Raw genomic sequence first — 12,046 nt, 5'->3', positions numbered from 1 at the left:
CGCGTCAAGATGGCCGTCTCGGAAAACTTTACGGCCAAGCCGGCCATCACGCACTATGAATTGATCGGCAGCGGCGAACTCGACCGCCGTCCCGTGAGCCTGATGCAGTGCCGTCTGGAAACAGGCCGCACGCACCAGATCCGCGTGCACATGCAGCACTTGGGCTTTGCGCTCGTTGGCGACTATGTGTATGGCAAGCAGCACCTGGTGTCCGTCTTCTCGCGCCAGGCGCTGCAGGCGCGCCGCCTGGGTCTCGTGCATCCTGGCACCCTGGAAGCGTGCGAGTGGATCGTGCCGCTGGCCGATGATTTCGCTCAACTGATCGCCACCGCCGGCATTGCCGAGCCGGAACAGGTCTGATGACGTCACCGTTGCCTTGCATTCAACCCCATTGGCCCGGCTTGCCCGCGAACGTGGGCGCGCTGGCGACCGTGCGTGCGGGCGGGGTCAGCCAAGGACCTTACGGTGACGGGCAGGGCGGCGGTGGCTTGAACCTGGGCACGCACGTGGGCGATGAGGCCGCGCACGTGGCGGCCAATCGCGCACGGCTGTCCGCCATGCTGCCGTCGCAGCCTGCCTGGCTGTCGCAGGTGCATGGTGTGGCCGTGATGGACGCGGCCAGCCTGCACGGTTGCGTACCCGACGCCGACGCCAGCGTGGCCACGCAGGCGGGTGCCGTGTGCGTGGTGATGACGGCCGATTGTTTGCCCGTCTTGTTCTGTTCGACAGATGGGCTGATCGTCGGTGCGGCCCACGCGGGCTGGCGCGGCCTGGCCAACGGCGTCTTGCAGCGCACGGTGGAAAACATGCGGGCGCAGGGCGCGATGGACATCCTCGCCTGGCTGGGGCCGGCCATTGGGCCGCAGCAATTCGAAGTGGGGCAGGACGTGTTGCAAGCGTTTCGCGACGGCGCGCGCGATGCTGCCGAGCGGCAGGTGTTGAACGCTGCGTTTGTCACCATCGACGGCAAGCCAGGCAAGTACCTGGCCGACATCTACGCACTGGCGCGTGCCATGCTGCTGCGCGATGGCGTGGCGCAAGTGGCGGGTGGGGAATATTGCACCGTCAGCGATGCGGCGCAGTTTTACTCGTACCGGCGCGATGGCGTCACGGGAAGACAGGCCAGCTTGATCTGGCGCAAATAATCTGCACGGCAGACACTTATGTGTCTGCCGTTTTTGTTTTATCGTCTGCCGAGGCAAGCGTGCTGGCCCGCATTTCTGCGATACGCGCCGCCTTGCGTTTGCGTCGCCGCGAGCCCGTCAGATAGAATAGGATGGACAGCGGGATGACGCAATACAGCAAGAAGGTCATCACCCCGGCGACGATGGACGCTTCCGTCAGCGCCATGAGGCCGACGACATAGATCCAGGCAACAGCGGTCATGAGCATCATTGGTATTGGCAGTCAGTAAGAGTTTGCATGCAGGTGGCCCGGAAGTAATTAATTATTTTTGACTACGTTTTAATTCTTGAATGGACTAACACATCTATGAACATGCCCGATCCTCAAATGATGACCAAGGAATGGATGGCGCAGATCAGCAATCCTGAGCAGTGGAAGACGTGGTACAACATGGTACCGCAGCCGCAGGGCAATCCGATTGCCGGCATTTTGCAGGATGCCGGCGCCAGCATCAAGCCGGACGTGATCGAGCACCTGAAAAATGCCTACGTGGCCAAGCTGACGGGTTTGTGGACCGACTTCATGGCAGGCAAGACGCCGGAGTTGAAAGACCGCCGTTTTGCCGCGCCCGCCTGGCACGCCAGCCCCCTGTCGGCCTTCAATGCGGCGGCCTACCTGTTGAATGCGGAGTTTCTCAGTGCCATGGCCGATGCCGTGGAAGCGACGCCGCACCAGAAGCAAAAGATTGCCTTTGCGGTGCAGCAAATCGTCGACGCCATGTCGCCCGCCAATTTTCTTGCGACCAATCCCGACGCCCAGCAAACCCTGATCGAAACCAAGGGCGAGAGTCTGGCCAAGGGCTTGAGCAATATGCTGGCCGACATGCAAAAGGGCCGCATCTCCCAATCGGACGAATCGGCCTTCGAAGTGGGCCGCAACGTGGCCACCACGCCGGGCACCGTGGTGTTTGAAAATGAACTGTTCCAGCTGATCCAGTACACGCCGACGACGGCCACGGTACACCAGCGGCCGCTGCTGATGGTGCCGCCATGCATCAATAAATTCTATATCCTTGACTTGCAGCCAGAAAACTCGCTCGTGCGCTATGCGGTGGAGCAGGGCAATACCGTGTTCCTGATATCCTGGCGCAATCCGGACATGAGCATGCAGCACCTGACGTGGGACGATTATGTCGAGCAAGGCGTGATTGCCGCCATCCGGGTGACGCAGGACATCTCCGGCCAGGACCAGCTCAATATGTTCGGCTTTTGCGTGGGCGGCACCATCGTCTCGACGGCGCTGGCAGTGCTCAAGGCGCGCGGTGAAAATCCGGCCGCCAGCCTGACCCTGTTGACCACCTTCCTCGATTTCTGCGACGCGGGCGCGCTCGATGTCTTCATTGACGAACCGCAAGTGGCGTTGCGCGAGCAGAGCCTGGCCAAGGGCGGCCTGATGTCGGGGCGCGACCTGGGCAGCACCTTCTCCAGCCTGCGGCCGAACGATCTGGTGTGGAACTATGTGCAGTCGAATTACCTGAAAGGCAAGGAGCCGCCCGCGTTTGACATGCTGTACTGGAATGGCGACGGCACGGGCTTGCCGGGTCCCATGTTCTGCTGGTATCTGCGTAACACTTACCTGGAAAACAGCCTGAAAGTGCCGGACAAGCTGACGGTGGCCGGCGAACAGGTCAACTTGGGCAGTATCGACGCGCCCGCTTTCATCTACGGTTCGCGCGAAGACCATATCGTGCCCTGGGGGGCGGCCTACGCCAGCACGGCCCTGCTGAACCCGAAAAAACCGAAAGCCAACCGTTTCATCCTCGGTGCTTCTGGCCATATCGCCGGCGTGATCAATCCTGCATCGAAGAACAAGCGCAGTTACTGGAGCAATGACCGGCCGCGCACGGCGAAGGCCAAGCCATGGACTGCCGAGCAATGGATGGAAGGCGCGACCGAGTACGTGGGCAGCTGGTGGCCCGAATGGGCAGCCTTCCTGGCCGAACACGGCGGCGCCGACGTCAAGGCGCCGGGCAAACCGGGCAACAAGCGCCACGCGGCAATCGAGCCGGCGCCGGGGCGGTATGTTAAAGTCAGGGTAGATTAATTCACAAAGCGTTTTTTGCCGCGCAAGACTGGCGTAATCTCCGGTCTTGTCAGGAATCTACTTTTAGTTGCGTTGCAATAAATGCCGGAATCTACTACCCTGATGTGCAATGGAGCCGTTTTCCACTCTATAATGGAAAAAGTAGGCAGGTGCGAAAGCGGACCCACGTTCGCTTTTTTTTCGGATTAACTCAGTATGCGCTGCGGCGCAATAAGTGGAACTTGTGATGAGTAGTGCAAAAAAAAGTATAGACCGCCTGATTAAAAAATATCCCAACCGTCGTCTGTACGACACGCAAACCAGTTCCTACATCACCTTGACGGATGTCAAGCAGCTGGTGTTGGACAATGAAGTGTTTACCGTCGTCGATGCCAAATCCAATGAAGATTTGACGCGCAGCATCTTGCTGCAAATCATTTTGGAAGAGGAAGCGAATGGCGCGCCCATGTTCTCGAGCAGCGTGTTGTCGCAGATCATACGTTACTATGGCCACGCCATGCAGGGCATGATGGGATCCTACCTGGAAAAGAACGTGCAAGCGTTCACCGATATCCAGCACAAATTCACGGGCACGTCGGCCGGCAGCTTCGAAGGCAAGCCCTTCAGCCCGGAAATGTGGACCCAGTTCATGAATGTCCAGGGGCCGATGATGCAAGGCATGATGAACAACTACATCGACCAGAGCAAGAGCCTGTTCGTGCAGATGCAGGAACAGATGCAGAGCCAGAGCAAGAATCTGTTCGGCACATTCCCGTTCGTTCCGCCGGTGCCACCAAGCGACAAAAAGTAGGCCGCAGCCAATGCGGGCCACACAACGGCACAGGAACTCCTGTGCCGTTGTGCTTTGCGGGCGTCATGCCGCCGGCTGCCGATGCTGCATGTTATTGCTTCCGTTGTTGCAGCGTGGAGAGCAGGTCCTGGTTTGAATGCTCGAGCTTCCATGTCCTGGCATTGTCCATGGAGCTGTAAATGCTGACGTTACCCTTGAAATCTTCCTGGATATTGAGTGCCAGGCCGGAGGAGAATATCAACGGGGCGTTGCGCAGAGTGTATGGGACATACGGCCCCCAGGTCTTGCCTTCGTCGCTGCTGACCAGCAGGGCGCCCTCGTTATACATGCCGGCTTCCATCAGCAGTTTGCCGTCATTGAGCGGCGCCACGGGCGACATCAGGACTTTGAACGGCGAAACGATAGGCGTCCAGTTCTGGCCGCGATCCCGTGAAACATAGGCGTCGGGAAACCTTCCTCCCAAGCCAGCCGCTACCAGAACGCTTTGCGTGCCATTGGCTTGATGGATAAACTGCGTCAAGCTTTTCTTGTGCGGACTAAAGCGCTCGGTCAACTTGCCCGTGCGGTAGTCGAGTTCGCCGATCAAGCCGCTTTCCAGGGCATAGCCGATCCGCTCCGCGTCTTGCCAGGTCCACAATAAGCCTGGGCCATGCAGCCACGATCCGGGCAAGGTGGAATGGTACACGGATCGCCAGTCGCCAGCGTCCAGTTGATTCGCCCGGAAAATGTTCAATTCACCTCCCTTGTGATGCATCACGTACCAGCCATCCTGGGGGTTGCCGCCGATGCGCAGCAGGTTGCCGGGCGGCAGGTTGCCTGTATCGACAGGAAGCAGCGTGTCGCTGTCACGCGCCTTGCGTAGCAGGGAGCCCGATTCGCCTACCGCGATCAACTCGGCATTGGGCAGGTCTACGGGAAACACGCAAGACAGCGACTCCACCGAGGGCGCATTGATGATCTTCCATTGACCTTGTGTCGAGCGCATCAGGACGGCGCCCATGCGGCTGGCGGCAGCCACCCGGCCATCGGGCATTTCGGTGGCGCACTCGGCCCCGGCCGGGTGGGCGCGGGCAAATTTCTCGACATCGTCCTGCGCGTGGTGTGGGGTGCTCCAGCCTGGGCTGGCAGCAGCGCCGAATAGCTTGCTGTAGTCGGGGGCAAAGCGCTGGAGTAATTGCGCATTGGATACCACCTGCGCGCTGCGACCGTATTGCACGCCGAAATCGCCGCGTGTCACAATCAGCCGACCCAGATCCGCCGACTTGCCCGCGTCCATTTTGAAGCTTCCCACGATGGTCGAGTACACATGCAAGAGCTTGTTGGCCCGCGTGTCGATCAATTCGACAAACTCATACTCGCCAGGCGGTAGTGCGCCAATGAACAGGGAAGTATCGCCTGCCATCGCGCTCTCGACCTTTTTCATCACCAGATTTGCGGAGACCAGCTTGAAATCACTGCGCTGCTCCCCCGCCACCACCCGGCGTAACTTGATCGTATTGAAACCGTAAATATCTTTGGTATTCGACGTGATGCTGACTACCACCGGGGTTTCTCCCGATTGTGCACTCATTTTCAGTGGGTCAACCACCGACGTGTTGACGACGCAGCCGCTCAGTAGCAATACAGTCAAGCCGCAAGCCGCGACAGTCTGGTGCCGCGCTTTCAAATTGGAAAAGGACAAAGACATGGGATTGATTTGGTTTTTTAAAAAACAAAATTATATGTCATGTCATTAATTTCCTTGAGGCATTATTTTGACTTTCTTGATACCTGGAATCTGTTGCCGGGCCTTGTTCGACCACCGCCACGATGGCAGCGGCCGGAACAAAGCTGGGGTTGTAGCGTTGCAGATGCGCCAGCAAAAGGAAGTGGCTCTGACAGCAAGGGGCGGCTCGGGGTACAATAGCCGATTCGCCTCACCATTTTACTAGCTGCCAACTATGTCTGAAATTCACCGTATTCCCGTTCCTTCCGCCCAGCCCGAGGCCATGCTGGCCATGCCAGGTGCGGCGCCGAAAGTGGGCTTTGTCTCGCTCGGCTGCCCGAAAGCGCTGGTTGACTCCGAACAAATCCTGACCCAACTGCGCGCCGAAGGCTACGAAACGGCGAAATCCTACGCTGGCGCCGATCTGGTGATCGTCAATACCTGCGGTTTTATCGATGCTGCCGTGCAAGAGTCGCTGGACGCCATCGGCGAAGCGCTGGCTGAAAACGGCAAGGTCATCGTTACCGGTTGTCTGGGCGCCAAGAAAGATGCTGCCGGCGACGACATCATCATGAAGGTGCATCCGAAAGTGCTGTCCGTCACGGGTCCGCACGCGCTGGCCGAAGTGATGGATTCCGTCCACTTGCACCTGCCGAAACCGCATGCACCGTTCCTCGACCTGGTGCCGCCGCAAGGCGTCAAGCTGACACCCAAGCACTATGCCTACCTGAAAATTTCCGAAGGCTGCAACCACCGCTGCAGCTTCTGCATCATCCCGTCCATGCGCGGCGATCTGGTGTCGCGCCCGATCGGCGAACTGATGATCGAAGCGGAAAACCTGTTCAAGGCCGGCGTCAAGGAATTGCTGGTCATTTCGCAAGACACCTCGGCGTATGGCGTGGACGTGAAATTCCGTTCCGGCTTCTGGAATGGTCGTCCCGTGAAAACCCACATGACGCAGTTGACGGAAGCGCTGGGCGAACTGGCCAAGTCCTATGGCGCCTGGGTACGCCTGCACTATGTGTACCCGTACCCGCACGTGGACCAGATCATCCCGATGATGAGCGGCGGCCACATCCTGCCATACCTCGATATTCCGATGCAGCACGCACACCCGGACGTGCTGAAACGCATGAAGCGCCCAGCCAGCGGCGAGAAAAACCTCGACCGCATCCAGGCCTGGCGCGCCATCAACCCGGACTTGACGATACGTTCGACCTTCATCGCCGGTTTCCCTGGCGAAACGGAAGCGGAATTCGAGTATTTGCTCGACTTCCTCAAGGAAGCGCAGATCGACCGCCTGGGCTGCTTCGCCTATTCGCCCGTCGAAGGCGCGACCGCCAATGCGATCGAGAATCCCGTGCCGGAAGAGCTGCGCGAAGAGCGCCGTGGCCGCGTCATGTTGCTGCAGGAAGAAATCTCGAAAAAACGCCTGCAAGCCAAGGTCGGCAAGACCGTGCGCGTGCTGATCGATGAAGTCACCCGCTCCGGCGGCGTGGGCCGCTCGTCCGCCGACGCGCCGGAAATCGACGGCGTCGTGTACGTGAAGCCGCCGTTCGAGCCGCACCGCAAGCTGGCCGTGGGCCAGTTCGTTGACGTAAAAATTACTTCAGCGGACGCGCACGACCTGTGGGGCGCCGCCGAGTAAGCAGGTGTAACAACAGTACGGCAGGCAAGGGCAGAAGCCCTTACAATCAAGGCGGACCAGCAATTGCTGGCCCGCCTTTCTATTTGCCCACGCACTTTGCCGATGCCATGACCACACCAAAATCTCCGCAGACCGCGCTGATCCACAGCGATTACCAGGCGCCGCAAGGCTTTGCCGCGTTTCCCAACGCCATCCATCACGCATCGACCGTGCTGTTCAAGGATGTGGCGGCCATGCGCTCGGGCGACTGGAAAGAGAAAAACGCCTACACCTACGGCTTGCACGGCACGCCCACCACCTTCACCCTGGAAGCGCGGTTGGCCGAGATCGAAGGGGGCAGGCATTGCCTGCTGGCGCCGTCGGGCCTGGCGGCCATCGCCATGGCCGACTTTGCCTTGCTGAAAACGGGCGATGATGTCTTGCTGCCGGAAAATATCTACAACCCGAACCGCGAACTGGGACGCTGGCTGGCGCAGGATTTCGGCATTACGGCGCGTTACTACGACCCGCTGATCGGCGCCGGCATCGCCGCCCTGATCCAGGGAAATACCAAACTCATCTGGACGGAAGCGCCGGGTTCCGTGACCATGGAAGTGCCGGACTTGCCCGCCATCTGCGCGGCCGCCCATGCGCGCGGCGTGCTGGTGGCTTTGGACAACACCTGGTCGGCTGGCCTGGCCCTGCGCGGCTTCGACCTGGGCGTGGACATCATCATGCAGGCGCTGACGAAATACCAGTCGGGCGGCTCGGATGTGCTGATGGGCGCGCTCATTACGCGCGAGCGCGCGCTGCATGAACGCCTGGCGCAGGCGCATATGCGGCTCGGCATGGGCGTGGGGGCGGACGATGCCTACCTGGTGCTGCGCGGCTTGCCGACCATGAAGCTGCGCTTCGACGCCCACGATGCGGGCGCACGCACGGTGGCCGCCTGGCTCAAGGGAAGAAACGAGATCGCCACGGTGCTGCATCCGGCTTTCGATGATTGCCCCGGCCACGCCATCTGGCAGCGCGATTTCACGGGCGCGGGCGGCCTGTTTTCCGTGCTGTTCGATGCCCGCTATACGGAGGCGCAAACAGACCGTTTCGTCGATGCCTTGCAGTTGTTCAAGATAGGCTACAGCTGGGGCGGTGCGAACAGCCTGGTGATGCCGTACCGCATCGCCGCCATGCGCAAGGGCTGGCAGTTGCCGGGCCAGTTGGTGCGTCTGAATGTGGGGCTGGAAGCGCCGCAGGATTTGATCGCCGATATCGAACGGGCGTTTGCGGCGATGTAGCGGCAGTGGGCAAGCACGCCGGCTTGCCCGCAAGTCGCTACATGGGTACGGGCTTGTTGTTGTTCAGGTCGAGGAAGCCGCGCAGCAGGCGGTAGGCTTTCCACAGCCAGGCCACGCCCCACACGAGAAACGCCAGTGGAATGCCGATCAGCGTGATCCACAGGATGGCGCCGACGACGATCCAGGCCACATACCACCAGAAGGAACGGATCATCCAGCTATGATGGCTGTAGACGAAGGTCCCGGCCGCCTCGTCCCGCTTCACATAGTTGATGATGAGCGGAATGAAGGAAAAGGCGCCCAGCGAAAAAACAAAGCTGGCGCCATGTATCAGGTACAACCACCAGGCCAGGTTTTTGGTCTGCTGGAGTTGGGTATCCAAAATAATATCTTGTGACATGAAAGCTCCCGTCCTTGCTTAATTTTTAATTGTAGCAAGCAAAGCGGCGTGGCAGCGCAGTCCATGGAAAAAGGCGGCATACATTGTTGAAACGAGATCACTATCCCAGCTTGGCCGCGCGCGCCAAGTCATGGCTGTTAGGCACGGTGCCGGCCTTGCTGCTGTGCGCCACGGTGGCCCATGCCGCCGGTGCCCCCCTGGCGGCGGAGTTTGCCGCCGGCTTGAAGGACGAAGGCCTGGCGGGCGCCGTCTGGAGCGAAGTCTTGCCCGATGGCACAGTGCGCATGGGGGCGGCAGGCTTGCGCGATGTCGCCAAGCAAATACCCATGCAGCCCGATACGCGCGTGCAGGTGGGTTCCGTGGGCAAGGTGGCGCTGGCGCTGGGCGTCTTGCGCCTGATCAGTGAAGACCGGCTCACGCTCGACACGCCGCTGCAGCAGGTGCTGCCGGGCCTGGCGCTGAAAAACCCGTGGCAGGCCAGCGACCCCGTGCGCATCCGCCACCTGCTGGCGCATACCGCCGGCCTCGATAATGTGCGCTTCTGGCAGGCGTTCAGCCTGAACCCGGCGCCGGATACGCCGCTGGCGGCCGCCTTCGATGGCGGCCGCAATCTGTTGCGCGTGCGCGCCCGGCCCGGCAGCCGCTATGCGTATTCCAACATGGGCTATGGCTTGCTGGGCATGGTGATCGAGAAAGTCACGGGCCAGCCCTATGAACGCTACCTTGATGCCCAGCTGCTGCAGCCTCTGGGCATGGCAGACAGCACCTTTGCCTTTGTTACGCAAGTGAGCACGCAGGCGGACGCGCAGCTTGACCAGCGCCTGGCCATGGGCCATTTCGAGCATGGCGTGGCGCAGCCGGCCGTGCCGCAGTATTTGCGTCCGGCCGGGCAATTTACCACCACGGCGGCCGACATGGGCAAGCTGGCGCAATTCCTGATGGGCGACGGCATGCTGCAGGGGAAACGCTTCATCGACCTGGCGCTGATGGGTGCCTTGTCCGAACCGGCCGGCACGGATGCGGCGCAGGCGGGACTGGCAACGGGCCACGGTTTGGCGCTGGCCGTTCGCGACCGCCACAATGTGGTGGGCGCCTGCCACCCAGGCACGGCCGTGGGTTTTCGCGCCATGCTGTGCATCTATCCGGAGCAGGACAGCGCCTTCTTTGTGGCCTTCAATACGGATGCCGAGCAGGCCGACTATGAACGCTTCAACCGCTTGTTGCTGCGCGACCTGGACCTGCCGCTGCGCGCGCCGGCCCCGCAGGGCACGCCCGCGCCCACGGTGGAAAACTGGCAGGGCGTCTACGTGCCGTCGCCCAGCCCCATGGCCAGCATGGCCTGGGTCGATGCCGTCTTCGGCTTTACGCGCGTCAAATGGGATGGCGAGTCGCTATTCCTGATCCCGTTCCAGGGCGAGCCGAAGGAACTGGAACCGGTGGGCGGCTTGCTGTTCCGTGCCAGCGATCGCAGCACCGCGTCGCACGTGCTGATGCAAGAGGATGGCAAGCATGTGCTCAGCGACGGCTTGCGCAGCTATGAGCGCGCGTCGATGCTGCGCATGCTGGTGCTGTGGGCCAGCCTGGCCTTGGGCGTGGCCGGCATGCTATACGTGCTGCTGGTGGGCGTGTGGCGCGCCGCGCGGCGCAGCCTGGGGCGGGGCGACCATCTGTTCGCGCCCTTGCTATCGTTGCTGGCGCTGCTCCTGCCGCTGCCCTTATTCTATTTTCAGTCCTTTTTGCGCCTGGGTGACGTCACCATCGCCAGTGTGCTGCTGGCACTGGCGACGGGGGCGCTGCCGCTGGCGACGGCGTTCGGCCTGGCCCGCTGCTGGCGCAGCCGCGGCACGGCGGCCGATGTCGGCGCGCTGGCGAAGTGGGATTGGGTCGCCTTGCTGGGGGCCTTGCAACTGCTGCTGGTCCTGGCCTGGTGGGGATTGCTGCCGCTGCGCCTGTGGCAGTTGTAGGGATGGATGCAAGAAAGGGGGCGTTCATATCGGAAGTCACGGTCTGACGTGCTGCTCTAGCGCCCCTTTCGAGCATATTCAACGTGTCGCTGTGATCCGCCGCCGCTTTTTTTGCTCGATACCCCAGGCATGCTGTATGTTGCGAGAAACCTTAGTTGAGGATATTCAGAATACCATCGAGCCCCACAAAGTTCAGCGCCACGTCGGCCTGCGCCCGCACCACAGGCTTGGCGCGGAAGGCGACGGACAGGCCGGCGATGCCCATCATTTTCAAGTCGTTGGCGCCGTCGCCCATGACGATGGCCTGCGATGGCGCAATGCCCAGTTGCGCGCACACGCGCTCCACGGTGCGCTGTTTTTCCTCGGCATCGACGATGCCGCCTAACACCTTGCCCGTCAGCTTGCCATCGACGATTTCCAGCTCGTTCGCATGCGTGTAATCGAGGCCGAGGCGCTGCTTCAGGCGTTCGGTGAAGAAGGTAAAGCCGCCCGAGACCAGCAGGGTTTTCAGGCCGGCCTTCTGCACGGCCGCCAGCATGGCTTCCGCGCCCGGTGACAGTTTCAGGCGCTCGTCGTAGACGCGCTGCAGTGCCGAGGCATCGAGGCCTTCGAGCAGGGCCACGCGCTGCTTCAGGCTGGAGCTAAAATCGAGTTCGCCGCGCATGGCCGCTTCCGTGATGGCCGCCACTTGCGGTTTCAAGCCCTGCATGTCGGCGATTTCATCGATGCACTCGATGGTGATCAGGGTCGAATCCATGTCCATCGCCACCAGCTTGAACTCACTCAGTTCGCGCTGTCCCATCATGTAGGTGGCGTCCAGCTGCGCCGCCTGGGCCGCCACTTCGATGGTCGGGCGCAGGGCCGGCGAATAGGCGATTTGTTCGCAGCGCACGGCGTTCGGTCCCAGGTGCGTGATGGAGGTGGGCGCGGCCAGCGCGGCGATGCGCTCGAGGCGGGCGCTATCGCCGTCCAGGCCCTGCAGGATCAGATTCATGGTGATGGTCTTGGTATTGGTCATGGGGCAGTCCTGCATAGAT

At 61.2% G+C, this 12,046-nt stretch carries 11 protein-coding genes; 7 read left to right on the top strand and 4 right to left on the bottom strand.

The window, feature by feature from the left end; translation table 11 throughout:
* Together K0F85_RS28690 and pgeF are read left to right on the top strand one after the other, a co-directional pair.
* The coding region (locus tag K0F85_RS28690) for a pseudouridine synthase (protein WP_257572675.1) at positions 1 to 360 on the top strand (360 nt) is incomplete at its 5' end.
* On the top strand, positions 360 to 1,145 hold the full coding sequence (gene pgeF, locus K0F85_RS10690; RefSeq protein ID WP_219116004.1) for a peptidoglycan editing factor PgeF: 786 nt from the start codon (positions 360 to 362) through the stop codon (positions 1,143 to 1,145). The genes K0F85_RS28690 and pgeF, both read left to right, overlap by 1 nt.
* Positions 1,146 to 1,161: 16 nt before the next feature.
* Here pgeF and K0F85_RS10685 read toward each other — a convergent pair whose 3' ends face one another.
* Positions 1,162 to 1,395 carry a hypothetical protein gene (locus K0F85_RS10685; protein WP_306984155.1) on the bottom strand — a complete coding sequence of 78 codons (234 nt, stop codon included), beginning with the start codon at positions 1,393 to 1,395 and terminating at the stop codon, positions 1,162 to 1,164.
* A gap of 96 nt (positions 1,396 to 1,491) precedes the next feature.
* Here K0F85_RS10685 and phaC point away from each other — a divergent pair, with 96 nt between their 5' ends.
* The gene (gene phaC, locus K0F85_RS10680; RefSeq protein WP_219116003.1) at positions 1,492 to 3,228 is read left to right on the top strand and encodes a class I poly(R)-hydroxyalkanoic acid synthase; all 1,737 of its coding nucleotides are present in this window, start codon (positions 1,492 to 1,494) and stop codon (positions 3,226 to 3,228) included.
* A gap of 226 nt (positions 3,229 to 3,454) precedes the next feature.
* Positions 3,455 to 4,018 (top strand): polyhydroxyalkanoate synthesis repressor PhaR, encoded by a 564-nt coding sequence (phaR, locus tag K0F85_RS10675; protein WP_219116002.1) that lies wholly within the window; start codon positions 3,455 to 3,457, stop codon positions 4,016 to 4,018.
* 91 nt (positions 4,019 to 4,109) lie between these two features.
* Here phaR and K0F85_RS10670 read toward each other — a convergent pair whose 3' ends face one another.
* The gene (locus tag K0F85_RS10670) at positions 4,110 to 5,705 is read right to left on the bottom strand and encodes a sialidase family protein (RefSeq protein WP_219116001.1); all 1,596 of its coding nucleotides are present in this window, start codon (positions 5,703 to 5,705) and stop codon (positions 4,110 to 4,112) included.
* Between the two features lie 310 nt (positions 5,706 to 6,015).
* Here K0F85_RS10670 and rimO point away from each other — a divergent pair, with 310 nt between their 5' ends.
* Together rimO and K0F85_RS10660 are read left to right on the top strand one after the other, a co-directional pair.
* The gene (gene rimO, locus K0F85_RS10665) at positions 6,016 to 7,371 is read left to right on the top strand and encodes a 30S ribosomal protein S12 methylthiotransferase RimO (RefSeq protein WP_219116068.1); all 1,356 of its coding nucleotides are present in this window, start codon (positions 6,016 to 6,018) and stop codon (positions 7,369 to 7,371) included.
* A gap of 107 nt (positions 7,372 to 7,478) precedes the next feature.
* Positions 7,479 to 8,645 carry a cystathionine beta-lyase gene (locus tag K0F85_RS10660; protein ID WP_219116000.1) on the top strand — a complete coding sequence of 389 codons (1,167 nt, stop codon included), beginning with the start codon at positions 7,479 to 7,481 and terminating at the stop codon, positions 8,643 to 8,645.
* Positions 8,646 to 8,682: 37 nt separating this feature from the next.
* Here the strand turns inward: K0F85_RS10660 and K0F85_RS10655 are convergent, their stop codons facing one another.
* On the bottom strand, positions 8,683 to 9,045 hold the full coding sequence (locus K0F85_RS10655) for a hypothetical protein (RefSeq protein WP_099377507.1): 363 nt from the start codon (positions 9,043 to 9,045) through the stop codon (positions 8,683 to 8,685).
* Positions 9,046 to 9,131: 86 nt separating this feature from the next.
* Here K0F85_RS10655 and K0F85_RS10650 point away from each other — a divergent pair, with 86 nt between their 5' ends.
* Positions 9,132 to 11,009: a serine hydrolase gene (locus K0F85_RS10650; protein WP_219115999.1), complete on the top strand. Its 1,878-nt coding sequence runs from the start codon at positions 9,132 to 9,134 to the stop codon at positions 11,007 to 11,009.
* Between the two features lie 151 nt (positions 11,010 to 11,160).
* Here K0F85_RS10650 and serB read toward each other — a convergent pair whose 3' ends face one another.
* Positions 11,161 to 12,003 carry a phosphoserine phosphatase SerB gene (serB, locus tag K0F85_RS10645; RefSeq protein ID WP_219116067.1) on the bottom strand — a complete coding sequence of 281 codons (843 nt, stop codon included), beginning with the start codon at positions 12,001 to 12,003 and terminating at the stop codon, positions 11,161 to 11,163.
* Between the last annotated feature and the right edge of the window lie 43 nt (positions 12,004 to 12,046).

Origin of the sequence: Janthinobacterium sp. UMAB-56, from assembly GCF_900095265.1 — a bacterium.
Lineage (GTDB): Bacteria > Pseudomonadota > Gammaproteobacteria > Burkholderiales > Burkholderiaceae_D > Janthinobacterium.
This window is presented reverse-complemented; position numbering and strand designations above follow the sequence as displayed.

Coding starts and splice junctions, on each gene's coding strand:
- pgeF (WP_219116004.1), top strand. CDS start 360: ATGACGTCACCGTTGCCTTGCATTCAACCCCATTGGCCCGGCTTGCCC.
- K0F85_RS10685 (WP_306984155.1), bottom strand. CDS start 1,395: ATGATGCTCATGACCGCTGTTGCCTGGATCTATGTCGTCGGCCTCATG.
- phaC (WP_219116003.1), top strand. CDS start 1,492: ATGAACATGCCCGATCCTCAAATGATGACCAAGGAATGGATGGCGCAG.
- phaR (WP_219116002.1), top strand. CDS start 3,455: ATGAGTAGTGCAAAAAAAAGTATAGACCGCCTGATTAAAAAATATCCC.
- K0F85_RS10670 (WP_219116001.1), bottom strand. CDS start 5,705: ATGTCTTTGTCCTTTTCCAATTTGAAAGCGCGGCACCAGACTGTCGCG.
- rimO (WP_219116068.1), top strand. CDS start 6,016: ATGCCAGGTGCGGCGCCGAAAGTGGGCTTTGTCTCGCTCGGCTGCCCG.
- K0F85_RS10660 (WP_219116000.1), top strand. CDS start 7,479: ATGACCACACCAAAATCTCCGCAGACCGCGCTGATCCACAGCGATTAC.
- K0F85_RS10655 (WP_099377507.1), bottom strand. CDS start 9,045: ATGTCACAAGATATTATTTTGGATACCCAACTCCAGCAGACCAAAAAC.
- serB (WP_219116067.1), bottom strand. CDS start 12,003: ATGAATCTGATCCTGCAGGGCCTGGACGGCGATAGCGCCCGCCTCGAG.